Origin of the sequence: Acetatifactor muris (genome assembly GCF_024623325.1) — a bacterium.
GTDB lineage: Bacteria > Bacillota > Clostridia > Lachnospirales > Lachnospiraceae > Acetatifactor > Acetatifactor muris.
Genome location: NZ_JANJZD010000007.1, coordinates 26,462 through 52,023, shown reverse-complemented (window position 1 = coordinate 52,023; position 25,562 = coordinate 26,462). Strand labels below are relative to the sequence as shown.

Sequence of the window (25,562 nt, the reverse complement as noted above, 5' to 3'; positions counted from 1 at the left end):
CAGAACAGGGTTCTTTTTTAAAACTTTTTTCAGCTTGAAACGGTTATATTTTTTGTGGGGTTACTGTGAAAACGGATGCAAAGGAGGAGCTGTGGACGAACGTCATTGGATACATGCCATTCAGAAAGGGGATAAGAAATATCTTCAGGATATCGCCGGAAAATATTATGACGATATCTTTCGTTTCTGCGCTTTTCAGACAGGCAGCCGGGAGGATGCATATGATCTGGCTCAGGAGACATTTCTGCGGTTTATTCGATATGTAGAAGGATACCGTGACAGAAATCTGAAGGGGTATCTGCTGACTATTGCCATGAATGTGTGCAGAAATTACCTGAAGGAAAAGGGACGGGAAGCCGAAAGGTTCTTCTGCGGACACGTGCCGGGGGATGACGACTTCGGAAGAGAAGGAGAACGGAGGCCGGCAACGGATGCTCTGTGTGAGTGGAGTCAGGATCTGCCGGAACAATCCTGCCCCGAACGACAGGTGATAGAAGCGGATGTTCACCACAGACTGATGCGGGCTTTGGCGCAACTGCCTGAAATACAGAGAGAAGCCATTCTGCTGCATTATCTGTATGAGCTGAAATACAGGGAAATAGGACATCTGACGGGAGTGTCAGTTTCAACGGTGAAGTCCCGGGTGAAACAGGGAATGGAGAAACTGCAGAATTTACTGAGAAAGGAGGATTTTCTGGATTGAAAAAAGAGAGAGAGGAACTCAAAAGGATGGAGAAAGTCTGCGGGCAGCTGCGTCGGATGCAGCCGGATGCCGAAGCGAAAAAGCAGGCCATGGAGGAGATTGAAGGATGGATTCGGCGAAAAAGGATTTGCCATACTCCTTCCTGGGGGGAACTTGCATTGATCGAGCTGCAGTATATTTCTTCCGGGTTCTGGGTAATGCAGGCAAGTGTAGTAATGATACTGCTGATATGGCTGGGGAGAACCGCCGCACTGCATGGGGCACTGAAGGATTATCTGCAGTGGATTTCCGTAATGGCCGCATGGATGGGAGTAATTGCCTGCGGAGATCTGGGGAGACATTTTTCCAGGGGTATGGCGGAGCTGGAACAGAGCTGCTATCTGAATCTGCCTCAGATGTGGACCATTCGGATGATTTTATCCGGTACTGCGGACATTCTGGTTCTGCTGCTGTGCGGGCTCAGAATCTCGGAGAATACTTCTGTTCCTTTTGTGCAGGTATGTCTGTATATACTGGTACCTTTTGTGCTGTCGAACGGATGCTGCCTTCTGTATGTCACAGTGTTTCGGAGTGCCAGGGGAAGATATGGGCAGCTGGTATTGTTTTTGCTGACTGGAAGCGTGGTGTGTGTACTTGTGATGACACCGTCCCGGCTTTACACGGAGGCATATCTATGGCTGTGGGTGACTTTCCTGGCTGCGGGAACGGCATTTTTTCTGTGGCAGCTGCGGCGAATATACGGAAAAATCAGGAGAGGAGAAACGTTATGCTGGAACTGACTTTGGAGGGAGTGACGAAGAAATACGGCAGCAGGGCAGCTGTAAACGGAATTTCCATGAAGCTTACCAGGGGCGTATATGGGCTGCTGGGGGCCAACGGCTCCGGAAAAACCACTCTTTTGCGAATAATCTGCGGAATTCTGGAGGCGACGGAGGGCAGGATACTGTACGATGGAACAGAGGTGGGAAAGCTGGGACCGGAATACAGGAGGATTTTGGGATATCTGCCGCAGGATTTCGGCTATTATCCTGAGTTTACGGCAAAAAGATTTCTGCTGTATCTGGCGGCATTGAAGGCCATACCCAGAAGACAGGCAGAGGAAAAGGCGGAAGAACTGCTGAAAAAGGTGGGGCTGGAGTCGGATAAGGGGCGGAAGATAAAAACTTTTTCAGGAGGTATGATTCGAAGACTGGGAATTGCACAGGCACTTTTGAATGATCCGGAAATTCTGATTCTGGACGAACCCACGGCAGGGCTGGATCCGAAGGAGCGCATTCGGTTCCGCAATATCATCAGCTCCCTGTCCAGAGACAGGATCATTATCCTGTCCACACATATTGTATCGGATGTGGAATATATAGCGGATGAAATTCTCCTGATGAAGGCCGGAGAGCTGCTGACCACGGGAGACATTGATCACATGCTGGAGAGGGCCCGGGGGAAAGTGTGGGAATGTTACGTGTGTCCGGAGGATACGGAAAAATATCAGGCACGGTTCTCCGTGAGCAACCTGAGGAATACGGAGCAGGGGGTCAGACTGCGGATTGTGTCGGACATGCGGCCGCTGGAGACAGCAGTGCCGGCGGACCCGGATCTGGAAGACGTGTATCTGTATTATTTCAGGGAGGAGGGGGAGCATGATTAAGACGGAGATATACCGCATTATTTCAAGGAAAACCGCTTTGGCTGCCATGCTGGTGACAACTCTGACAGTGATATATTTCAGTCTGGGTAATACCCTCTGGGGAGAGGGTGTAATAGATGGGGGTATCATTTATCACGGGGAAGCGGCGGTGGCCAGAGATAAGGAGATAACAGCCGCTTTTACAGGTCCGCTGACTGAGGACACGGTGCGTGCAATCTGGGAAAAGTACGGACCGCCAGTTAATTACGATAACCGTTCCACGACCCTGGAAGGAATGACCGCGGCGGCTGCGGATGGAGGAAATGATAATTACTGCAACAGATTTGTGGCCAAATGGTTCTGCAGAGCGATTCAGGGAGAAGATGGGGAGACTGTGTATGTGCTGCCGGAGGACTTGACCGGGAACCAGTATCTGCAGGGAAATGTCTGGTTTGGGTACGCCGGAAATGGAGGGAACGGATATTGGGATATATTTTTGATTGCCTATATACTGGCATGTGTGACTATATCCATAGCATTGTGCCCGATGTTCTCTGAGGATTATGCGTTTCGCACAGCGGATATTATTCTGGCCACAGAGAAAGGACGTATCAGGCTCTGGTGGATACGTATACTTACGGGGGCAGGCTTTGCGTCATTGTTTTACTGGATGCTTTGTGCCATTATTTTCCTGGAACAGCTGACCATTTACGGAAGTGAAAGTCTGAAGGTGGGCAGTACCCTGGCAGGAAGAACCATGCATGTTGAGGAGGGGCTTATGTCGTTGGGGAGAGCAATATTGCTTTTATATCTCAGCGGATGGTTCTCTGTAGTGGTATTGAGCATATTGGTACTTGCCGTGTCCGCAGGGTGCAGGAAGACATTTTCCGCGCTGATTATTTCGCTGCTGGTGTATATGGGGCCATTTGCGTGTATGAGGGTGGTCCTGGATATGCTTCCCATGGGAAGAGTGAATGCGTTTTTCCATTATATCTGTTATGCTATGCCCTTCTCTTTCCCGGGAATATTTCTGGAAGCGCCGTCTAATGCAAAGGGGCTGCTGGCAGGTATCGCTCTGACGGCGGCTGTCCTGGGGCTGGTACTGGGAGGGATGCGTTACTGCAGGCATCAGGTGAGCAGGAATTAAGCCAAATCCTTTTTGGGCGGTGTTCCATATTCTTTCCGGAAGGCTCTGTAAAAAGAAGAATAATCCCGGAAGCCTGCCTCCACGGCAGCATCGCCGATACGCAGTCCCTGGGAACGGAGCTCGTGTACTTTTGTGAGACGTTTCCGACGGACATATTCGTGGACAGTGAGTCCGGTGGCTTTGCGGAATTCCCTGCAAAGGTGATATTTGGAGATAAAAAATTTCTCCTGAAGGGCATCCAGGGTGATTTCACCAGTGTAATTACCGTTCAGGTACAGGATAATGGATTTCACCGGATTGGTTGTAAAATCGGAGGAGGAGAAATGACTGACCTGATTAATCAGGTACAGAATTTCTGTAATGATGGATTTCAGGACAGGAATATCGAAAGGTAATTTATAATCTTCAGAGTATTTTTTATACCTCAGGAAAGCATCATATAAGCCGCTGGAACGGACTGTGTCTGCGGTGATTTTGTGGCCTGTGCCGGCAGGAACAGTCAGAAACTGTGCCTCATATTCGGCACAGGCATTTTCCTGGAAAAAAAGCGGAGAAACCATCAGGACCACACGTTTATAAGGAGAAGAACTGTTGTGGTAGATGCGGTGGAATTCATGCTTGCGGATCAGGATCAGGTCGCCCGGCTCCAGAGAGTATATATTATCTTCGACGATATATCTGGCATCCCCCTCCAGAAACAGGAGCATTTCGTAATCACTGTGATTATGGAGCTGAAAATATGCATTAGTAGGAGCAGAATGAAAGGATTCGCCGATTGTGTAGCAGGATTCCATGAGGTACCTCCATCCGAAAAATTCAACAGGAATTGTCTGCCGGAGCAGAATAGTCAGGCCATAGTTATATTGTAAGATAACAGGGCAAGAAATGCAATCTTTTGCGCAAGAAACAATATATTATTTGAAAAAAAGATGTACTAAGATAGGATTATGAAAGCAGATAGTCCAGACAGGACAGTGAACTGTCACAGGAAAAGGATACAAGATGCAGGAAAGGCGGGATATTGACATGAACTATGAAAAAATAAGCGGTTTTTCGGATGAAATCGCAGAGGACATTGACACTCAGTTTCGAGTGCTGAAGAAACTGAATATCAAGTATTTTGAGCCCAGAGGAATTGACGGCAAAAGCATTGCCGACCTTTCTGATGCCGAAGTTACTGCGTTGAAGGAGAAAATGGCGGCCAACGAAATCAGGGTTTCTTCCATAGGCTCTCCTATTGGCAAGGTGAATCTTGAGGGGGATTTCGAGGAGCATTTTGCCCAGTTCAGAAGGGTGGTGGAGATTGCCGGGATGCTGGATGTCAGGTATATTCGGATGTTCAGTTTCTATCATCAGGGCGGAGAAGAATGGAGTGAACAGGAGCGGGAAGAGGTGCTGACCCGCCTTCGCAGAATGATTGCCTGTGCAAAAGAGCACGGAGTGGTTCTGCTGCATGAAAACGAGAAGGACATTTATGGCGATACGGTGGAAAGGTGTGCGGATCTGATGACAGAATTGGGTTGTGCTCATTTTCGTGCGGTGTTTGACCCGGCAAATTTTGTACAGTGCGGTCAGGATACCAGAAAGGCTTACCAGGCGCTGAAAGAGCACATTGCCTATGTGCATATTAAAGATGCGTTTCTGGCGGACGGCAGGGTGGTGCCCGCAGGGGCGGGAGACGGCAATGTGGAGTATGTGCTGGAGAAGCTTTTTGCCGGCGGATATGACGGTTTTCTGAGCATTGAACCTCATCTGGGCAGCTTTGCAGGGCTTGAAAATCTGGAGCTGGATGATAAAATGGCTGATTTGCCCCAGGGAGGAGAGGGAACCTTTACTCTGGCATATCGTGCATTGGAAAGTGTTCTGGAACGGGTGCTCTGAAATGCGGTTTGGTCCACGGCTGTCAAAGTGATCCTTCTGATTACTTAGGATTTTGTGCAAGAGAGCACGAAAAGCTTCGTGGTTTCTGCAAGGCAAATTGGAAGGCTTTCACAGTAACAGGAAAAATGAAAAGCGGTGTTCCTGTCCGGAGGAAAAGGGCGGGAGGGGTTGCGGAAAGGAAAAGAAATGGAAAAACTGAAATTAGGTGTGATTGGCTTTGGCAACATGGGTACAGGCCATGTAAAAAATGTAATGGAAGGCAAGGTGCCGGAGATGGAAATAGGAGCCATCTGCGACAGCTCTCCGGCCAGGCAGGAGACTGCCAGGCAGCTGTATCCGCAGGTGCCGGTATTCGCGTCAGCCGAAGAATTGTATGAGAGCGGACTTTGTGATGTGGTGATTGTTGCAACTCCGCATTATGATCATCCGACGCTGGTAATAAAAGCGCTGAATCATGGACTGCATGTAATTACGGAGAAGCCTGCAGGGGTATATACCGGACAGGTGAAAGAGATGAATGCCGCGGCCGCAAAAAGCGATAAAGTGTTCGGCATTATGTACAACCAGAGAACCAACCCGGTATATCAGAAGCTGCGGGAAATGATACGCAGAGGGGACCTTGGACATATCAAGAGGATTACCTGGATTATTACCGACTGGTACAGACCGCAGGCTTATCATGACAGCAGCACCTGGCGCTCTGCCTGGAAGACAGAGGGAGGCGGAGCTTTGATTAACCAGAATCCCCATCAGCTGGACCTGTGGCAGTGGATGTTCGGCATGCCGGACAGGATATTTGCCAAGGCCAGCTTCGGAAAATATTACAATATTGAAGTAGAAGATGATGTGTTGGCCTACTTTGAGTATGATAACGGCACTACGGGAGAGTACATCACTTCCACCGGCGAAGCGCCGGGAACCAACCGGCTGGAAATCGCCTGTGATATGGGTAAGGTGGTAGTGGAAAATAACCGGCTTGTGTTTCACAGAAATGTGGTATCAGAGAGGGAGCACAACAGAACGAACACGGCGCCATTTGGCAGCCCCGAGTGCTGGGAATGCAATATTCCGGCGGATTTTTCCGGGGGCCCGCAGCATGTGGGGATTCTGAATAATTTTGCTTCCGCGGTACTGCGGGGCACGGAGCTCCTGGCCAGAGGCGAGGAGGGCCTGCTGGGTCTGACTATTTCCAACGCCATTCACCTGAGCGCATGGACCGGAGAAACAGTGGATGTGAAAAATTTCCCCGACGAGAGATTCTATGAACTTCTGCAGGAGAAGATCCGTACCTCTACCATCGTGAAAAAGGAATCGCAGGTGGTTGTGGATAACAGTAAGACCTATTAAAATTGGCAGAGAAAGGGGCCGCTATGGATAAGAGAATCGGTGCACAGTATTATACTCTGAGAGAGTATACGAAAACCATATCGGATTTTGAGAGAACCTGTGAAAAGGTGAAGGAAATTGGCTACCAGATTGTCCAGATTTCCGGCACACCTCTGGGCGCAGCCCAGATGCGAAAAGTGCTGGACCAATATGGGCTGCAGGTGGTGACTTCTCACAGAAGCTTTGAAGACTTTCAGAAAAATTCGGATGAGATTATGGAATATAACAGGACACTGGGCTGCGATCTCTGTGGTGTGGGTTCCATGCCAGGCTGGGCCAGAGAGAGCAGCGATAATCTGAGCCGCTTTATTGAGGAATCGAACAAAATTGCGGAAAAGTTCCGTCAGGCAGATATGTACTTTGGCTATCACAATCATGCATTTGAATTTGCGAAGCTGGACGGCAAATATATCATGGAACGTCTGATAGAAGAAACAGATGAGGATGCCTTTCGCTTTATTGCAGATACCTATTGGCTTCAGGTGGGGGGAATGGACCCGGTTTCCTTCCTGAAAAAGCTGGGACACAGGGCAATGGCAGTTCACTTTAAGGATTTGAAGGTGAATGTGGATAATACCACAGAGATGGCGGAAGTGGGCGAGGGGAACCTTGACTGGGACGGTATTATCGCAGCATGTGAAGAGGCCGGAACAAAATGGGCGCTGGTGGAACAGGATGTCTGCCGGAATGATCCCTTTGCGTCCATGAAAATGAGTTATGAATATCTGTGCGGAAAGGGATTCTGCTGATGCTTTGGAGCTGATGCATATTCTCATTTAACCGGAGAGAGGAGGATATCGATTTGAAAGGTATCCTCCTTCTGATTTGATATCATTTCATTTTATAAGGTGTTTTGCCATTTCCTGAAGATCTTCCTGGGGAAGGAAGGGATAAAGGCCGACAATTTCAGGATTCCCTGTCTCCGCGAATCTGCCGACCAGCCAACGCAGGCTGTCATCCGCCAGAAAGGGAGCCAGAGCAAGAATGCCGGACATGTCAGATGCCGCATCGGCTCTTCGGATTAAAGTATCCAGACTTTTATCGCTTATAAAAGGAGCCAGGGAGGCCAGCTCCTTCAGGCTGCGTACAGGTATTTCCTGAATAAGTTCGTCAAGATAACTTTCGTCAAGAAACGGAGCCAGTCTGGCCAATGCGGCAAAATCAATCTGGTGCTCTTCCTGCTGCCGGAGATTATCATGTATCAGCTGCCGCATATCGTCGGGTGGAAGCAGGGGAGCGATTTCCTGAATATCATTCATGGCAATTGGCTCATTCCCTGCATCCGAAGACTTCTCCTTATTGAGTACTCTGATTATGGTGTCTGCGGCGGTGCCGGTTCCCAGCAGCTCATCTACACTGAGCTGAAGGATCTGACACAGTTGTTCCAGCTTGGCGATATCCGGCATGGAATTGCCACGCTCCCAGTTGGAGACAGCCTGATAACTGACTTCCATGGCGTCTGCCAGATTCATTTGTGTCATATTCTGAGAGATTCTGGCTTCTCTGATTTTCTGTGCTACTTTCATGGTATTGAACATTTTTTCCCTCCTGACATTATACGGTTTCTGTGCCGCCGGTTGTTGGGCACAATGACAGTATAAATGATTTAGGTGAAACAGGGAATAAATTGTTGCTTGAGCAGACTGCTTTTTACTAAAGTGATGGTTGAGCATACTGGATAAGGCCGGACAGTAGTCAAGGCTCCAATTTTATTTTGGGTATTGACAACAACTAAAAATGTGGTAATATAAACATATGAACAATGGTTCATATGAAAAAATAAAAGTTAAAGGAGGAGCATCATGAAGAAAACATATAAGATCGAGGTGGATTGCGCAAACTGTGCGCTGAAAATGGAGGAGGCAGCCCGAAAGGTAGAGGGTGTGCAGGAAGTAACTGTCAGCTTTATGACACAGAAGATGAAGGTGGAATTTGCAGAAGGTGCGGACGACAGCGCGGTTATGCAGACAGTGCGGAAGGCCTGTAAGAAGGTGGAAGACGACTGCGAAATTTTTCTGGACTGATACATTGTAAAACGGTGTCTGCTCTGACAAAGGTCAAAGTAAATTTGGGGCTGGCAGAAGGTGAATCTGTTTTAAACGGAGAACAATAACATGACAAAAAAGCAGAAAAAAGTATTATATCGGATTATTATTGCCGCAGCGCTCATGACAGCGCTGCAGTTTGTTCCTGTACAGGGATATGTGAGGTTTGCACTGTATTTGATTCCCTATCTTGTCATTGGCTATGACATTCTCCGCAAGGCGGTGCTGGGCATTGCACATGGAGAAGTGTTTGACGAGAATTTTCTCATGGCAGTGGCCACGGTGGGGGCCATGCTTCTGGGAGTCTATAATGAAGCAAATGGTATGGAAGGAGAATTTGCCGAGGGCGTGGCGGTAATGCTGTTCTACCAGATCGGAGAACTGTTTCAGGCGGTGGCTGTGGGAAAGAGCCGCAGGAATATCAGTGCACTTATGGACATTCGGCCGGATTATGCCAACGTGGAGGATGAAAACGGCAGGCTGACACAGATGGATCCGGAGGATGTGGCAGTGGGGACAGTGATTGTAGTACAGCCGGGAGAGAAGATTCCCATTGACGGCGTGATTGTGGAGGGGAGTTCCACCCTGAATACAAGTGCGCTTACTGGGGAAAGTCTGCCGAGAGATACGTCTGCGGGAGAGGAAGTCATCAGCGGATGTGTCAATCTGTCCGGGCTGCTGCGCATCAGAACCACGAAGGAGTTCGGGGAATCCACGGTGTCGAAAATACTGGATCTGGTGGAGAACTCCAGCATGAAGAAGGCACGAACGGAGAATTTTATCACGAAATTTGCCAGATACTATACGCCTGCAGTATGCTACAGTGCGTTGGCGCTGGCAGTGATTCCATCCGTGGTCAACCTTCTTATGGGGAACCCGGCCAACTGGAATACCTGGGTGATCCGTGCGCTGACCTTTCTTGTAATCAGCTGTCCCTGTGCCCTTGTGATTTCCATTCCGCTCAGCTTCTTCGGCGGAATCGGAGGGGCTTCCTCCTGCGGTATTCTGGTGAAGGGTTCCAATTACCTGGAAGCGCTGGCACGGACGAAATACGTGGTCTTCGATAAGACAGGAACCCTGACTAAAGGGGTATTCCAGGTGACGGAAGTGCATGTGGATGAGGAATTCACAGCTTTAGAGGGAGAGAAAGCACAGGAAGTGCTCCTGGAGCTGGCTGCCTGTGCGGAAAGCTATTCTGTCCATCCCATCAGTAAGAGCCTGAGAGAAGCTTACGGAGGCGAAATCAAACCTTCCAGAACGGCAGAGGTGGAAGAAATCGGCGGCCATGGTGTCATTGCTGCAGTGGATGGGAAAAAAGTGGCGGCAGGGAATGCCAGACTGATGGAAAAGCTGGGATTAGGCGATGTGCTCAGATCGAATTCCCCGGAACAGAAGAACGGGGGCACCGTTGTGCATGTGGCGGTAGATGGAAAATATGCCGGATGCATTCTGATTTCCGACGTGGTGAAGCCGCAGTCTGCGGAGGCCATTGCAGCGCTGAAGGCAGAGGGCGTGAAGGAGACGGTGATGCTCACCGGAGACAGCAATGCAGCGGCACAGCGGGTGGCGAAGGAGCTGAAGCTGGACCAGGTGAAGAGCGAATTGCTGCCAGGTGACAAAGTAAACGCAGTGGAAGAATTGCTGGCGGCGAAAGCTCCGAAAGAGGTGCTTGCTTTTGTGGGAGACGGCATCAATGATGCACCTGTACTGTCCAGAGCGGATATCGGCGTGGCCATGGGGGCGTTGGGATCCGATGCCGCCATCGAGGCTGCGGATATTGTACTGATGGATGATAACCCAATGAAACTTGCACTTGCCGTGAAGATTTCCCGAAAGTGTCTGCGTATTGTATATGAAAATATTGTGTTTGCACTTGCGGTGAAAGCAATTTGTCTGGCGTTGGGGGCTGTGGGCATTGCCAATATGTGGATTGCCATTTTTGCCGATGTGGGTGTCATGGTGCTGGCAGTGCTGAATGCCATCAGGTGCCTGCAGGTGAAAAAGGGGCTTGCCTGAACAGGAAAGAACATTTATAATGACCATATAAGTCACGTGGCGGTTCGGTGAGCTGACGGAACCGCCACGTAAAATCACTTCCTGAATCTGCATTATAAACATGCAATGGCGCATACTATAATTCATGAAAATGATTTGCGTGAAGGAAAACGGGAGAAAGGGGCCTTTCTGCTGTAAAAGGGAGTGATATGGAAGAATTTGGAGTATTGGCGCTGCCTTTTCTGGGGACATCCCTGGGAGCGGCTATGGTATTTTGCCTGAGAGAGAAAATGAATTTCCGGCTGGAAAAATTCCTGCTGGGTTTTGCCTCCGGAGTCATGATTGCGGCGTCAGTGTGGTCGCTTTTGATTCCGGCTCTTGAGATGGCGGAAGAACAGGGAGGAAATGCCTGGTTTCCTGCGGCGGCAGGATTTCTTCTGGGAGTTGGCTTTCTGCTGTTGCTGGATATGGTTGTTCCCCATCTGGACAGAGAAAATGCCAGGCCGGAGGGGATGAAAACAGGCTTTCAGAAGACTACCATGCTGATGCTGGCGGTAACGCTTCATAATCTGCCGGAAGGTATGGCTGTGGGAGTGACCCTGGCGGGAGCCATGCTGGAGAATACAGGTATGACCATGACAGGAGCCCTGGCGCTGGCTCTGGGAATTGCCATTCAGAATTTCCCGGAAGGGGCGATTATATCCATGCCGCTTCGAAGTACAGGCGTCTCGCGGATAAAGGCGTTCTGGTACGGCGTGCTGTCAGGGGCGGTGGAACCGGTGGGCGCTCTGGTGACGCTGCTGCTGGCTGAGCAGGTGGTCCGGATACTTCCGGGTCTGCTGGCCTTTGCGGCAGGGGCAATGATTTATGTGGTGGTGGATGAACTGATTCCGGAAGCCCAGGCCGGAGACCATACAAATATCGGAACCATTGGTGCAGCGGTGGGCTTTGTGCTGATGATGGTGCTGGATGTGGCGACGTGATGACGGAAACAGCCGGACGGCATACTAAATAAAATGGCTGTGCAGAACATAAAATGCGGCTTGGGTCAGATAGAAGCAGGTTGCTGTGCAGAATACGGAGGAAGAGAAATGAGGCTTATAATAATACGACACGGAGATCCGGACTATGAGAGAGATTCTCTGACGGAGAGAGGATGGCGGGAGGCGGAACTGCTGGCCGGGAGAATTGCAAAGCTGGATGTGGCGAAATTTTATGTATCTCCGCTGGGACGGGCGAAGGATACAGCCTCTCTGACTCTGAAGAAGATGAACAGGACAGCGGAGGAATGTGAATGGCTGCAGGAATTCTGGCCCAGAATCAACCGGCCTGATGCGGCGGGCAGGAGAATGACTTTGGCCTGGGACTGGCTGCCGGAAGACTGGATGGCGGAGGAGGCGTATTTTCTGCAGGATACCTGGGTGGATACTGAGATTATGCGGGAAGGCAGAGTGGGTGAGATTTATAAGGATGTGATCAGCCATTTTGATGCTCTGCTGGCGGAGCATGGATATGTCCGGGATGGGAAGCTTTACAGAGCAGAGAGGCCGAACAGGGACACAATAGTATTCTTTTGCCATTTTGGACTGGAATGTGTGTTGCTGAGCCGCCTGATGAATGTCTCGCCCATGATTCTCTGGCATCATTTCTGTGCGGCGCCCACTTCTGTTACCACAGTCTATACGGAGGAGCGCAGAGCCGGCAGAGCCGTTTTCAGAGTGAGCGCTTTCGGAGATATTTCACATCTGTATGTGGCGGGGGAGGAGCCGTCCTTTGCCGCAAGGTTCTGCGAGACTTTTGACTGCGAGGAGGAACGACACGACTGAAGGGCGCTGACGGGCAGTGACGAAGCAGCCGGAAGATTTTCTGCCATGGAAATGCGGCAGTGGGTGATAAAATCCCTGCTATGATCTTATAATCTTTCTGTGCTGGAGGTCTGGTTCAGGAGAGACGGGAAAGCGTATTCCGCTGTAAAAAGAACTTTTTTTTCAGATTAGTATATGTTATAATATTTGTGTTTCGGACAGAAAGTGGCCGAATGGCCGGCTATGCCGTAAAACTACCACACAACAAAAGCGCAGAAGTGATTCCGGATTCTGCAGGAAAATGTGTGGGTTTTTGTTGTGTCCGGAAATATCAGTCTGAAAAAAGGAGAGTTATGAGAAGATGGCAGAAAGTCAAATGTCAGAAAATCAAGGTTTCGGCATGTTGAAGAAAGCGCTTCCGCAAGTTGGTGAAGGTAATGCCGGAAGAAATTTTGAAAGCAGCAATCCTTAAAAGCAATGCCCGGAAGAATTTTGTATTTTACATAAATTGGGTCATTTAACATTTAAATAAGAAAACATAACAGAATATCGGAGTTAATGGATATGAAAACGAAAAACATAATAAACGGACAAAAAAGTAAAAGAATCGGCCGCAAAGTGGGAACTCTGGTGGCAGTCATGCTGGGGATTAGTATTATTATAGTCGTGACAATATGCCTGCTGATGTTCTATCGCCTCACACTGTCCATGATGGAAGATGTATGTGTAAGCGGAACCAACATACTTGCCTATGAGCTGGATAATTACAGCGGACCGGAGGATAAGACAGCTCTTCTGGATGCGCTCAGTCGGCAGATGGGATGTGAATTTACAATTTTTCGTGGAAATGAGAGGGCTTATACCACCATTCAGCAGGACGGAAAACGTGTTGTGGGTACCCGGCTTTCCGATGAGCTGTCTGAAATAGTGCTGGAACAGGGCAGGACCTATGTGGGGCAGGCGACCATTCTGGGTGAAGAACATCTGTGTTCCTATGTTCCCACGTTGGATGAGGAAGGCAGGGTTGATGGCCTTATTTTTGCGGGAATTTCCATGGCGGAAGCGACGGAACAGATCAATCTAACTATGAAGCTGTCCGTCCTGACCGGTGCAGTGCTGATCATTATCGGCATTCTGCTTGTCGGTGCTTATATCAAGAGAGCTGTCTCCAATCCGCTTTCTCGTCTGACTGTATTGGCTCAGAACCTGGAAAAGGGAAACCTGGGATTGGAAGGACACCAGACTATGACGGCAGACATTATATCTAATGACGAAATAGGGATACTGGCACATAGCTTTGACAATACAATCAGCCGGTTAAAAAATTATATCGGAGAAATCTCCAGTATGCTGGAGGGCATTGCGGAAGGAGATCTGACCGCCCGGATCACACAGGAATATGTGGGGGACTTTGCTGCAATCCGCAGTTCTCTGAACGACATTCTGCACAAATTTAACAATACCATGGGGCAGATTGTCCGCAGCTCGGAAAGCGTGTCCGGAGGAGCGGATCAGATGTCTGCGGCAGCCGGGGGACTCAGCCGTGGAGCCGTGGAACAGACTTCTGCCGTAGAGGAGCTGGAGGCTGCCGTACAGGAAATCACCGGACGGGTCAGACAGACTGCAGATAATGCAAAACAGGCCATGGAACAGGCTGGAAATATGGAGATCCAGCTTACCGAAAGTGACCGGAAAATGCAGGAAATGATTGTTGCCATGCAGGAAATCAGCAACAGTTCCAATGAGATAGGGAAAATTATTAAAACCATTGAAGATATCGCTTTCCAGACCAATATTCTGGCGTTGAATGCCGCTGTGGAAGCAGCCAGGGCCGGGGAAGCAGGAAAGGGATTTGCTGTGGTTGCCGAGGAGGTACGCAGTCTGGCAGGCAAGAGTGCGGAAGCATCCAAGTCCACCGCAAAGCTGATTACACACTCAATTTCAGCAGTAGAACAGGGGACTCATATCGCTGATGTCACAGCAGGACAGCTGCAATGTGTGGTGGAAGGGGCCAGAGATATTGTGGAGACCTTCAACGGTATTGCCTCGGATGCACATACACAGGCAAATGCAGTAGAGCAGGTACGTGCCCGGATCACGCAAATTTCCGAAGTGGTACAGACAAATTCCGCCACTGCTCAGGAAAGTGCGGCTACCAGCGAAGAACTGAGCTCACAGGCGGGGTTACTTAAGCAGCTTGTCAGAACATTCAGGCTCCGGGAAGAATAGTCATTTCTGCAGGAGGAATAAGTCTGTTGACAGAAAGTCTGTATTGTGCTAAGATGACTCTGACAACGACGTGTCGATACTCGACATGTCGTGAGCCAATATGGTTGGCACAGTCGGCAGAGCCGGTACCCTGCTGTTGTGTGGGAGGGGCCGGATGACTGCGAAGTCAACGGAAAGGAGTGAAGGATTTGAAGGATGCCCTGCGGAAGAAATATATTCCCATGACCGAGACCATTTATTATACGCTTCTGGCTCTTACCATTCCCAGGCATGGATATGCCATCATGCAGTATGTCAGTACTCTGACGAAAGGCAGAATTATACTGGGTACAGGAACTCTTTATACGATGGTGGGCAGGCTGACGGCAGATGGAATTATCGTGACGTTGCCCGGCCATGAACGGAAGACCTATGGGCTCACAGATGTCGGCATGGAACTGCTGAAGGAAGAAACCGGGCGGCTGGAAAAGCAGCTTGCGGACGGCAGAAAAGTGCTGATAGGGGGGGTGGAAACGGTACAGAATATATAAAACATGGAAAAAGAATGAAAATGAGCCTGATCCAAAAACGATTTCTAATATTATCGGCCGCTGCCGCAGGGAGATAAAACGGCGGTGCAGAGATTGGGCGGGAGGAAGGAAATGAGACTGGAAGTAAAGGAAATCCGCAAAAGCTTCGGAGAAAAAGAAGTACTTCACGGCGTAAGTTTTCAGGTGGACAGCGGAAGCGCGCTGGGACTGCTGGGCCGAAACGGCGCGGGTAAGACTACTACAATCCGCATTCTGATGGATGTGTTTCATGCGGATAGCGGTGAGATTTGTCTGGACGGCAGGAAATTTGTCCCCTCAAAGCAGCAGATTGGCTATCTGCCAGAGGAGAGAGGACTGTATCCCAAAAGGACGGTGATGGACCAGATGCTGTATCTGGCTGCACTGCGGGGGATGAGATCCCCGGATGCAAAAAAGAGCGCCGAAAAATGGCTTGCCAGACTGGAAGTGTCCGAATATGCTTCGAGAAAGCTGGAAACTCTCAGTAAGGGAAATCAGCAGAAAGTGCAGCTGGCGGCTACACTGGTATGTGACCCGGAGATTGTCATTCTGGATGAGCCTTTCAGCGGGCTGGACCCGGTGAATTCCCAGATACTGAAGGATGTGGTAAACGAACTGATAGCAGGGGGGAAGCTGGTGATTTTCTCCAGCCACCAGATGAGCTATGTGGAGGAGTTCTGTGACAATATTGCAGTCATTGATCACGGTCAGGTGGTTCTGGCAGGAGAACTGAAGGAAATCAAGAAGGAATATGGAAAAAATCGTCTGATGCTGGCTGCGGAAAATTATTCTCTGGAACAGCTGGCGGAGAAGACAGAGCGGGAATGGTCGAATCTGGTAAGCGTCTCAGGGAGGAAGAAGGAATTCCTGATTCTGGAACTGAAGGAGGGGGCAGACAGACGCGGATTTATGGAGAAGCTGGTTGAATCCGATGTGACGGTGGAGAAATTCGGCAGATATGAGCCTTCTCTGAATGATATCTTTGTGAGCAAGGTGGGTGAGGAAGAATGAGAAAATTTATAACAGTACTTAAGTTTGAGCTGAAGGAATATCTGGGCAACAAAACCTTTATGGTTCTGACTGCTATTCTGGCCATTCTGGGAGTGGCGCTGCTGTTCCTGCCCCGCTTTGTAGATATGTCAGGGATGACCGGTGTGACTGTAGTTGGCGGGGGAAGCGCGGAGACGGAAACGGCTCCGGAGGAAGAGCAGGAGTTATTCCTGTATCTGGATAAGGCCGGGGTTGTACAGGCAGATATACTGGAGCAGATATTCCCGGAGGTGAACTGGCAGACGGCGGCGGATGAGGCGGAAATCAGAACTGCCGTGGAGGCTCAGGAAGCGAAAGCCGGTTTTGTGGTAACTGCGCCTGCGGAATATGAGTATTACGTGTTTAATAAGACCATGTCGGACCAGAATACAGCAAGATTTGATCAGGCAATGAAGGTTTTCTACCGGATGGACTACTGTGCGAAATCCGGCTGGAACCTGGAGGAAATCACTGCTATGTATGATGTACCTGTCACAGTCACGGAAAATGTGCTGAACAAAGATACGGAGAGCAATTACTGGTACTCCTATTTCCTCATTATCTTAGTGTTTATGCTGATTGTATATTACGGACAGATGATTGCCGTATCAGTCACCAATGAAAAAAGCAACCGTGCCATAGAAGTGCTGGTGACCAGTACCTCTCCCAATAGTCTGTTGTTCGGGAAGGTCATTGCAGGAGCCATAGCAGGCGTCTTTCAGATGGGAGTATTGTTGGGGGCCGTGCTGATTGCCTATCAGGTAAACAGAGAACAGTGGGGCGGCATGCTGGACAGGATTCTGCATATTCCCGGGGATGTGCTGCTGGCATTTGCCTTCTTCGGACTGGGCGGTTATCTGTTCTATGCCTTTCTTTACGGGGCAATGGGAGCGCTGGTCAGCAAGACCGAGGATATCAGCAAGAGCGTTTCCGGGCTGATGGTTGTGATTATGGCAGTATACTTTTTCTCGCTGCTGCAGCTGACAAATATTGACGGCAGTGTGATCAAAATATTATCCTTTCTGCCGATCAGCTCCTACAGTACCATGTTTGCCAGGATTGCCATGGGAACCGTGGCGGCCTGGGAGATCATCGTGTCTTTCCTGATACTGGTGGTGTCTATCGGAGCGGCTGGAATTGTGGGAGCCAAAATTTATCGGATGGGAACATTGAGATACGGTAATCCCATTAAGATTACAACTGCACTGAAATCGCTGAAGAAGAATTCTTAGAACAGGAATATCTGAAAATAAGACAGTTTTCAGGGGAGCCAGTGACTGATACAAGTCACTGACTCCCCTGTTTTAGACTGTGTTTCGAAGCTGTCTTCAATGCAATTCCCGGGTCTGCAGAAATTCCAGAAACCGGGAGACCAGGTTCGGGTCATAGACGGAACCGCTTTCTCTTGCCAGCCGATCCTTCATTGCTTCTTCACTGTAATAGCCGCCTGTCACTGTAGGATGGGTACGGCGGGCATAGTCGCTGACCAGGTGAATGATTCTGGATTCGATGGGCACATGGTCGCCCTTCAGAGAGCTGGGATAACCGCTGCCGTCCCAGTTCTCATGTGAACAGTGAATAATATCTGCCAGCTTGTAAAGTTCGTCAAACTGTCTTGCCATTGTGTAGCTGTGTGTGACATGCATCTGAATCTGCGTGGTTTCTTCTTCCGTTCTTGACTGGCCGCGGATAGCGGCTGATTCCGGCAGCTTGGCCATGCCGATATCCTGAAAATGTGCGGCCAGGCTGGCTTCCTTCGCGTGCTCCCCGGTAAAATTCAGATACAGGGCAAAATCCAGCGTGAGACTGGCGGTAAACTCCACCACTTCCTTGCTTAGAACCTGCCTGTCATATAAACGTTCCATAATATAATTGGGAATGCGCAGCTCATGCTTCAGCGCGGTTTTATTCTGATACATCTTGGCATCCGCTCTGGAGAAACAATCCTGGAGAGTCTCCTTTTCGCTGTTCCATTCAGCGGCGCCAAGGGCCACAGAAAGCGGCAGTGCCAGACTCTTGTCACGGCGGCAGTTGCGGGCTACCCGTCGGCAGTAATCAAGTGCTGTCTCCAGGGTTGTATCAGGCAATACAACGCGGAATTCATCTCCGCCGCATCGTGCCACCAGCCAGTCGCTTTTGGCCAGGTCGTTCATGATTTTGGCGATGGCCTGCAGCAGATGGTCGCCGGACTCATGTCCGAAGATATCGTTGGTGAGCTTCAGAAAATTGGCATCTGCCGAAATCATACAGATTTTCCGGGTCTTCAGCCGTGCATACAGAGCAACCACTTCTTCAAATTTCCTGCGATTGTAAAGGCCGGTCATGGAATCTTTTTCTGCCAGATTGGCCAGAACATTCTTTTCCTGCTGATGGAGAAATTCCTGACTTTCCAGGGAGCTGATCACGGATTTCAGATACATGTTTTTATGACCAAGCTGGGAGAAATGCTCCATTATAAGAGAAACTGCATTTAATATATTGTCAAAATGTGTCCGGGTGAGGAGAGGAACGGCGTGAACACTCTCCAGAAACTGCTCTTCGTCCAGCTGGAGTGCACGGGCAATGGTGAGATACTCGGCATCGTCAATTTCCTGTTCCGACAGGCGAACCCATCCGACCTGAATAACCGCGGCCAGAACAGTGTCATTCATAACAGGAATGACAGCATCTGTCAGCCCGGCGGCCTGACAGTAACGGACACAGGGAGTAAATGCCTGGTAAACTGTTTCGGGAGCCTGCTCGTCGGAACCGACAGGTGCTTCCTCCAGCAGATCACAGCACACGCCGCATTCTCTGCTTCGAAACAGATATTTTCCGTGCTGATCACGGATACAGATACCCACGCCCAGAGCGGCAGACAGAGATTCCAGCAGTCCCTGCAGAGCACTGATATCAAATATGTCGGAAAAGTTGTATGTTCCCATGGGCATTTACCTCTTTTAACACAGAGCGTACTCTGTTTATATCGTTTTCATTATACTGCGTCCAAGTCCAAAAATCAATCCTTTCTGCCGACGAAGTGGAATGTGCGTGAAGCCTGAATGGACAGGCCTCTTTTGGCATAAATAGGGACTAATTTCTAATCGAAGTGAATTGACAATTTATACGGAAGGTGGTATCATAACTGAGGGATTAAATCACGAAGATTAATGGTGGTGAAATGGATAAACAGCAGATATTAATTGTCGATGACGAAGAAATCAATCGCGCGATTTTGATGGAGATGTTCGCTGACAGCCGGGATGAGTATGAGCTGCTGGAGGCAGATAATGGCCGTGATGCGATAAAACAGATTGAGGATAACAGTAATATTGTTCTGATATTACTGGATGTTGTAATGCCGATCCTGAACGGATTCAAGGTGTTGGAGTATATGCAGGAACAGGGGTTGCTGAAGGAAATCCCGGTAATCATGATTACCGGAGAGACCATCGAGGACAGCGAGGGAAAGGCGTATGCTTTCGGTGTGGCGGATGTTATACATAAACCTTTTTATTCTCATATTGTCAAGCGCAGAAGCAAGAATATCATAGAGCTGTATCAGAATAAGCGCAATATGGAAGCCCGCCTGAAAGAGCAGGAGATGGAAATCAGGGCGCAGGAGAAGGAAATTCGGGAAACCAACGAATTCATGATTGATGCGCTCAGCTCTGTGGTGGAATCCAGAAGTGCCGAAACCGGGGAACATACCAAACGAATCAAGTATTATACACGGATTATGGCGAAATGCCTTATGGAACACTTCCCCAGGTATGAGCTGACAAGTGCGAGAGTGGATGCGATATCCAGAGCCTCCGTAATGCATGATATCGGTAAAATCGGCATTTCGGATGCTATTTTGCTGAAGCCCGGACGGCTGACGAATGAAGAATTTGAAGTGATGAAGACACATACTACTATCGGGTGCGATCTTCTGGAGAAGCTTTACAGAGACCGAACCAGTGAGTTTTACGGTTATTGTTATGATATTTGTCGTCATCATCATGAACGGTGGGATGGCAGAGGATATCCGGACCATCTGGTGGGAGACGATATTCCGATCAGTGCACAGATTGTTGCCGTTGCGGATGTGTATGACGTGCTGGTAAGTCCGAGGGTCTATAAAGATCCGTTCAGTAAGGAAAAAGCTTTTGAAATGATAATGAACGGTGAGTGCGGTCAGTTCTCGTCAGACATTTTAAAATGCTTTGAACTTGCCAGGGAAGACTTCTTTAATATTATGGAAGTAATCGAGAGTTTTGAGTTTTCATGATATGAGCAGGCAGCAAAGGAGTAAAAATAGTTTGCTGCCTTTTCTTATTCTGAGGCAGCATGTTATCTGCGGAGGATTGGTATGAGTGAAATGTGTGAATTTCCCGTGGAAGATGCGCTGGAGATGATTTTTATATTTGGCGCAGCGGGAATCATCTCATATGCGAACGGCGCCGCACGAAAAAAGCTGGGGTATGAAGCGCAGACCGGGGAAAACGGTCTGGCCGGCAGGCATATGGAGGAGATATTTCCCAATACTTTCAGAGCCTCCGGAGCCGGTTTTGAGACGCGCTGCCTTTTTGGGGAAGAGACGCAGCACCTTGTGGCATACCGGCGGAATCTCACCTGCTTTCCGGTGGAAGCAAAGTTGATAAGTACCCGTTCCGGGGACTATATCTGTATGGCAAATGATATACTGGAAAGAGAGCATCTGGGCAGGGAGATAGAGCAGGTTCGCGAGGAGGCACAGCAGGCCGCAAAAGTCAAAGCAGAGTTTGTGGCAAATGTGACACATGAGCTGAGGACGCCGGTAAACGGCATTTTGGGCAATGTGCGGGAACTGCTGGGGGATGTGAAAGAGCCGCGCACAATGAAGTCTTTGCGTCTGATAGAACGATGCTGCGGAGACATGAATAAGATTATTGACAATGTTCTGGACTTCTCAAAGCTGGATGCGGGAAAATTTACGCTGGAACCCCGCAGATTTCATTTTCGGAATATGCTGGATTATGTAAAAGAACAGCATATCGGCAGAATTACCGAGAAGGGACTTGACTTTTTTATGACAGTTTCTCCGCAGGCCCCGGAATATATTGTGGGGGATGAACTGCGGATTGTTCAGATTCTGAATAACCTTCTGTCCAATGCACTGAAGTTCACTTCAGTGGGTAAAATTACGCTTCAGGCCTTAAAGACTGCAAGGGTGGACGACAAGACGGAACTGTTCTTTATCGTGTCAGATACGGGAATTGGAATCGCCGAGGAGGACAGAGATAAATTGTTCCGCAGCTTTTCTCAGGTGGATGCTTCCATATCCCGAAAGTATGGAGGTACGGGCCTTGGGTTGAACATCTGCAGGCAGCTGGTGGAGCTGATGGGCGGCAGCATTGAGGTGGAGAGCCGCAGGGGCAGAGGAAGTGTCTTCTCTTTTTCCATATGGGTCGGCGCCTGTGAGGAAGCAGAGGATTCCAGGATTTCAGACGACAGGGTGACAGCTGATCTCTTTGCCGTCGGACAGGGGGAAGACAGCGGGAACGAACCCGATGACACGAAGAATTACGGGTCGGAGAAGAATCGGGAGGCGCTGGGGAGAAATCTGTCGAAGCTGATTCTCTGTGTGGAGATGGAGAACTGGGAGAAGGCGGAGATGTTCATGGAGACTGTGAGGCAGCTGACAGAAGAAGTGCCGCCGGAGATAAAGCGTATGGCCCTGAAGCTGAAGATGGCCATTCAAAAGGAAAATTATGACAGAGTAATCATGGAATATGATAAGCTGATAACCGGCCTCGGACTGAGCTGAAGGCAGTTCGCGGCAGGAGAGAGGGGCATAAATGAGTTACGGAGAAAGGACGGCAGAAATACTCATTGTGGATGACTGGGAGACCAACAGACAGGTCCTGGAACAGATTATCCTCGGTATAGGTGCCCGTCCCGTTCTGGCAGAAAGCGGAGAGGCAGCCTTGAGAAAGATCAGAGAATCCCGTCCGCAGCTGATTCTGACAGATATCTCCATGCCGGGAATGGACGGCTATGAGCTATGCAGAATTCTGAAGGCAGACAAAAAGACAAAAAACATTCCGGTTATCTTTATTTCGGCGTACGACAATCCGAAAGATGTAATAGAAGGACTTACGCTGGGAGGGACGGATTATATCACGAAGCCCTTTATCCCGGAGGTGGTGCAGGCGCGTGTGGGAATCCAGCTTCGACTGTACGCGGCACATCGGGAGCTGCAGGAGATGAACCGACGTCTTCAGACTTCTGTGACCGAGCTGCTGAAGCAGATCGAGCAGGAGAAAAAGGATGTGCTGTATGCCCTGGCCGGAATTGCGGCAGGGAATTCCTGCTACAGAAAGGAACATATTGAGAGACTCAGTCAGAACTGCAGGATACTGGCACAGGGGATGCAGCTTTCTCCCCTGTTTGAAGATAAGATTTCAGATGCTTATATTGATACCATAGAGCTGGCGGCGCCTTTGTGCGACATTGGAAATATCGGGATTCCGCTGGAACTGCTTCGCAGGCAGACCGCCCTCAGCGAAGAGGAAATGTCCATTGTGCAGACTCATACGACAATAGGCGCGAAGCTTCTGGAAGACTTGCATGTAGGGAAAGATTATAATGACTTTATCAATACGGCTGCGGACATTGCCCGTTATCATCATGAGAACTGGGATGGAAGCGGGTATCCGGAGGGACTGAAGAAAGAGGAGATTCCTCTTGCGGCACAGATTGTGTCCATCGTGGAAGTATATTGCGCACTGACAGATAAGAAAAATTACGGCAGAGAGGAAGCCTTTGAGATTATGGGCGGGGAAGCAGGTGTGAAATTCAACCCCGAAGTCTATAAAATATGCCGGAAAATTTCACGTCGGCTGCTTTAAAGAATACGGATTTACCGTACTGAAATGGAGGTATGGTTATGATTAAAGAGGATGAGTTTATCAGAATTGCTTCTTATATGAAAAAGCGCTATGGAATAGACCTGTATCAGAAAAAGGTCATTGTGAACGGGCGACTGGAAAATTATATCAAGAGAGGCGGCTGGCAGAATTTCAATGAATTCATGAATGCGGTGGAGAATGACAAGTCAGGGAATCAGGAGAAGATGCTTGTAAATTTCCTGACCACCAATTATACGTATTTTATGCGTGAATTTGAACATTTTGATTTCTTCAAGGGGCAGGTGCTCCCCTGGCTGAAGCAGAAGGAGGCGGCGAGAAAGGATCTGCGGATCTGGTGCGGTGCGGCGTCTTCGGGAGAGGAACCTTACATGATAGCCATGGTGCTGGCAGATTTCTTCGGCATGGAGAAGAATGGATGGGATACAAAAGTTCTGGCCACAGATATCTCCACAAAAGAGCTGCAGAAAGCGCTGGCGGGAATCTACAGTGAGGAACAGCTGAAAAGTGTTCCGCCACAGTGGAAAAAACGTTTTTTCAAGGCTGTTGCAGGCGGAACTAAGTATCAGGTGGTACCGGAACTGAAGCAGGAAGTGATCTTCCGTCAGTTTAATCTGATGGACCCGTTTCCATTTAAAAAGAAAATGCATACTATATTTTTGCGCAATGTTATGATATATTTTGATGAGAAGACAAAACGGGAACTGGTGCAGAAGGTGTATGACGCGCTGGAGCCGGGAGGTTATCTGTTCATTGGAACGACGGAGACTCTTGACAGGAACAGCACGCCGTTTCAGATTATACAGCCGTCAATATTCAGAAAATAAGGAAGGGACTGGTGAGTTATGCTGCCGATTAAGGTTTTAATCGTAGAGGATTCTATTGTGTTCAGAGAACTGTTGCTTCAGAATCTGAACAGAGATCCTGCAATACATGTTGTGGGAACGGCGAAAGACCCCTACGAGGCAAGGGATGCGATTCTGGCGCTGAAGCCGGATGTAATGACCCTGGATGTGGAACTTCCGAGAATGAACGGAATCGAATTCCTGCGGAAGCTGATCCCGCAATACCCCCTTCCGGTGGTGGTGATCAGTTCTCTGAGCGATAAGGTTTTTGATGCAATGAATGCCGGGGCAGTGGATTTTGTGGCGAAGCCGACGGTATCCAACAGGAAACAGCTGGAGGATTTTATCAAAAATGAGTTGCTGGTGAAAATAAAAATAGCTTCCAGTGCCAGAATCGGCAATGTCAAAAGGTCGATGGTGCAGGCGCAGCAGCAATATCAGCCGGTGGCAAAGGGCAACCTGATCGTGGCCATCGGGGCATCCACAGGCGGTACGGAAGCGACTTCCACTGTGGTCAGACAGTTTGGTACGGATATTCCCGGAATTGTCTGTGTACAGCATATGCCGCCCGGTTTCACACAGATGTATGCAAAAAGGCTGAACGACGAATGCAGGATTCAGGTGAAGGAAGCGGAGACAGGTGACAGGGTTCTGCCGGGACATATGTTGATTGCTCCCGGAGGCGACAGGCATATGCACCTGGTCAAAGTAGGCAGCAATTATCAGGTGGAAGTCAAGCCGGGACCAAAAGTGAACGGACACTGTCCTTCGGTGGATGTATTGTTTGATTCTGTTGCCAGGACAGCAGGTTCCGATGCGCTGGGAATCATTCTCACCGGGATGGGCGGGGACGGCGCCAAAGGATTGCTGGCTATGCGCAAGGCCGGCGCCAGGACCATCGGTCAGGACGAATCCACTTGTGTGGTTTATGGAATGCCCAAGGTTGCTTATGAGCTGGGGGCGGTACAATATCAGGAAAAATTGACTGATATCGCCGGAAGGACATATGCTTTATTAAATAAAATGTAAAGGAGAAGGAGAATGAAAATTCTATTGGCGGAGGATGATTTCGCGACAAGAAAATTTATGGCCAGCTTTCTCTCAAAGTACGGTGAGTGTGACATTACTGTGGACGGGATGGAAGCGGTGGACGCATTCATGATGGCTTTGGAAGACGGAGAACCGTATGATCTGGTATGTCTTGATATCATGATGCCGGTTATGGACGGTTATCAGGCACTGATGGGAATCCGCAATCTGGAAAAGCAGAGGAATGTTCCGGAAGATAAAGCGGTAAAGGTGATTATGACCACGGCACTGAATGAAGAAAAGAATGTAAAGATGGCGTTTGACCTGGGCTGCACCATATATTCCGGTAAGCCCATAGATCAGGAAAGATTTGAGCAGGCAATGAAAAAGCTCAATCTGATTTAACTGGAATAAATGCGGAAAG

24 protein-coding genes are annotated in these 25,562 nt (G+C 49.2%); 21 read left to right on the top strand and 3 right to left on the bottom strand.

Annotation, left to right across the window (positions count from 1 at the left end):
• Positions 1-91: 91 nt before the first annotated feature.
• Genes NSB25_RS08235 through NSB25_RS08220 form a run of 4 tightly spaced genes read left to right on the top strand, consistent with a single transcriptional unit; the run spans position 92 to position 3,474 of the window.
• Entirely contained in the window at positions 92-703 is a 612-nt protein-coding gene (locus tag NSB25_RS08235; RefSeq protein WP_103239192.1) for an RNA polymerase sigma factor, read from the top strand.
• Entirely contained in the window at positions 700-1,482 is a 783-nt protein-coding gene (locus NSB25_RS08230; RefSeq protein ID WP_103239191.1) for a hypothetical protein, read from the top strand. Before NSB25_RS08235 ends, NSB25_RS08230 begins: the two co-directional genes overlap by 4 nt.
• Positions 1,473-2,348, top strand: coding sequence for an ABC transporter ATP-binding protein (locus NSB25_RS08225; RefSeq protein ID WP_103239315.1), 876 nt, complete (start codon positions 1,473-1,475; stop codon positions 2,346-2,348). Before NSB25_RS08230 ends, NSB25_RS08225 begins: the two co-directional genes overlap by 10 nt.
• A complete protein-coding gene (locus NSB25_RS08220) occupies positions 2,341-3,474 on the top strand; it encodes a hypothetical protein (RefSeq protein WP_103239190.1) in 1,134 nt (377 codons plus the stop codon). The genes NSB25_RS08225 and NSB25_RS08220 overlap by 8 nt, the downstream gene beginning before the upstream one ends.
• Here the strand turns inward: NSB25_RS08220 and NSB25_RS08215 are convergent.
• Positions 3,471-4,268, bottom strand: coding sequence for a helix-turn-helix transcriptional regulator (locus tag NSB25_RS08215; RefSeq protein ID WP_103239189.1), 798 nt, complete (start codon positions 4,266-4,268; stop codon positions 3,471-3,473). The two genes, NSB25_RS08220 and NSB25_RS08215, sit on opposite strands and share 4 nt — an antisense overlap.
• Before the next feature lie 232 nt (positions 4,269-4,500).
• Between NSB25_RS08215 and NSB25_RS08210 the strand changes: the two genes are divergently transcribed.
• The 3 genes from NSB25_RS08210 (at position 4,501) to NSB25_RS08200 (ending at position 7,490) form a co-directional block, all read left to right on the top strand.
• Positions 4,501-5,355 (top strand): sugar phosphate isomerase/epimerase family protein, encoded by an 855-nt coding sequence (locus NSB25_RS08210; RefSeq protein WP_103239314.1) that lies wholly within the window; start codon positions 4,501-4,503, stop codon positions 5,353-5,355.
• 186 nt (positions 5,356-5,541) lie between these two features.
• On the top strand, positions 5,542-6,702 hold the full coding sequence (locus tag NSB25_RS08205; protein ID WP_103239313.1) for a Gfo/Idh/MocA family protein: 1,161 nt from the start codon (positions 5,542-5,544) through the stop codon (positions 6,700-6,702).
• A 23-nt stretch (positions 6,703-6,725) separates the two neighbouring features.
• Complete coding sequence (locus NSB25_RS08200) at positions 6,726-7,490, top strand: sugar phosphate isomerase/epimerase family protein (protein WP_103239188.1); 765 nt, start codon at positions 6,726-6,728, stop codon at positions 7,488-7,490.
• Positions 7,491-7,577: 87 nt separating this feature from the next.
• Here NSB25_RS08200 and NSB25_RS08195 read toward each other — a convergent pair whose 3' ends face one another.
• Positions 7,578-8,279 (bottom strand): helix-turn-helix domain-containing protein, encoded by a 702-nt coding sequence (locus NSB25_RS08195; protein WP_172455036.1) that lies wholly within the window; start codon positions 8,277-8,279, stop codon positions 7,578-7,580.
• Between the two features lie 264 nt (positions 8,280-8,543).
• On the opposite strand from NSB25_RS08195, the gene NSB25_RS08190 reads away from it, so the two are divergent.
• The 8 genes from NSB25_RS08190 (at position 8,544) to NSB25_RS08155 (ending at position 17,624) form a co-directional block, all read left to right on the top strand.
• Positions 8,544-8,765: a cation transporter gene (locus tag NSB25_RS08190; protein WP_103239186.1), complete on the top strand. Its 222-nt coding sequence runs from the start codon at positions 8,544-8,546 to the stop codon at positions 8,763-8,765.
• Between the two features lie 90 nt (positions 8,766-8,855).
• Positions 8,856-10,802, top strand: a complete 1,947-nt coding sequence (locus NSB25_RS08185) for a heavy metal translocating P-type ATPase (RefSeq protein ID WP_103239185.1) — start codon at positions 8,856-8,858, stop codon at positions 10,800-10,802.
• 188 nt (positions 10,803-10,990) lie between these two features.
• Complete coding sequence (locus tag NSB25_RS08180; protein ID WP_103239184.1) at positions 10,991-11,764, top strand: ZIP family metal transporter; 774 nt, start codon at positions 10,991-10,993, stop codon at positions 11,762-11,764.
• Between the two features lie 108 nt (positions 11,765-11,872).
• The gene (locus NSB25_RS08175; protein ID WP_103239312.1) at positions 11,873-12,607 is read left to right on the top strand and encodes a histidine phosphatase family protein; all 735 of its coding nucleotides are present in this window, start codon (positions 11,873-11,875) and stop codon (positions 12,605-12,607) included.
• 543 nt (positions 12,608-13,150) lie between these two features.
• Positions 13,151-14,815: a methyl-accepting chemotaxis protein gene (locus tag NSB25_RS08170; RefSeq protein ID WP_103239311.1), complete on the top strand. Its 1,665-nt coding sequence runs from the start codon at positions 13,151-13,153 to the stop codon at positions 14,813-14,815.
• Between the two features lie 188 nt (positions 14,816-15,003).
• Positions 15,004-15,345, top strand: a complete 342-nt coding sequence (locus NSB25_RS08165) for a PadR family transcriptional regulator (protein ID WP_242982374.1) — start codon at positions 15,004-15,006, stop codon at positions 15,343-15,345.
• Between the two features lie 111 nt (positions 15,346-15,456).
• Complete coding sequence (locus NSB25_RS08160; protein WP_103239183.1) at positions 15,457-16,374, top strand: ABC transporter ATP-binding protein; 918 nt, start codon at positions 15,457-15,459, stop codon at positions 16,372-16,374.
• Positions 16,371-17,624 carry an ABC transporter permease gene (locus tag NSB25_RS08155; protein ID WP_103239182.1) on the top strand — a complete coding sequence of 418 codons (1,254 nt, stop codon included), beginning with the start codon at positions 16,371-16,373 and terminating at the stop codon, positions 17,622-17,624. Before NSB25_RS08160 ends, NSB25_RS08155 begins: the two co-directional genes overlap by 4 nt.
• A gap of 96 nt (positions 17,625-17,720) precedes the next feature.
• Here the strand turns inward: NSB25_RS08155 and NSB25_RS08150 are convergent, their stop codons facing one another.
• Entirely contained in the window at positions 17,721-19,316 is a 1,596-nt protein-coding gene (locus NSB25_RS08150; RefSeq protein ID WP_172455035.1) for a bifunctional diguanylate cyclase/phosphohydrolase, read from the bottom strand.
• A 236-nt stretch (positions 19,317-19,552) separates the two neighbouring features.
• Between NSB25_RS08150 and NSB25_RS08145 the strand changes: the two genes are divergently transcribed.
• The 6 genes from NSB25_RS08145 to NSB25_RS08120 all read left to right on the top strand — a co-directional run bounded on the left by NSB25_RS08145 (position 19,553) and on the right by NSB25_RS08120 (position 25,543).
• A complete protein-coding gene (locus NSB25_RS08145) occupies positions 19,553-20,644 on the top strand; it encodes an HD-GYP domain-containing protein (protein WP_103239180.1) in 1,092 nt (363 codons plus the stop codon).
• Positions 20,645-20,725: 81 nt separating this feature from the next.
• Positions 20,726-22,162 carry an ATP-binding protein gene (locus NSB25_RS08140; RefSeq protein ID WP_103239179.1) on the top strand — a complete coding sequence of 479 codons (1,437 nt, stop codon included), beginning with the start codon at positions 20,726-20,728 and terminating at the stop codon, positions 22,160-22,162.
• A gap of 31 nt (positions 22,163-22,193) precedes the next feature.
• Positions 22,194-23,246, top strand: a complete 1,053-nt coding sequence (locus tag NSB25_RS08135; RefSeq protein WP_103239178.1) for a response regulator — start codon at positions 22,194-22,196, stop codon at positions 23,244-23,246.
• Between the two features lie 38 nt (positions 23,247-23,284).
• Positions 23,285-24,091, top strand: a complete 807-nt coding sequence (locus NSB25_RS08130) for a CheR family methyltransferase (protein ID WP_306817576.1) — start codon at positions 23,285-23,287, stop codon at positions 24,089-24,091.
• A gap of 18 nt (positions 24,092-24,109) precedes the next feature.
• The gene (locus NSB25_RS08125) at positions 24,110-25,138 is read left to right on the top strand and encodes a protein-glutamate methylesterase/protein-glutamine glutaminase (RefSeq protein WP_103239176.1); all 1,029 of its coding nucleotides are present in this window, start codon (positions 24,110-24,112) and stop codon (positions 25,136-25,138) included.
• A gap of 12 nt (positions 25,139-25,150) precedes the next feature.
• The gene (locus NSB25_RS08120) at positions 25,151-25,543 is read left to right on the top strand and encodes a response regulator (protein ID WP_103239175.1); all 393 of its coding nucleotides are present in this window, start codon (positions 25,151-25,153) and stop codon (positions 25,541-25,543) included.
• The last annotated feature ends 19 nt before the right edge of the window (positions 25,544-25,562 follow it).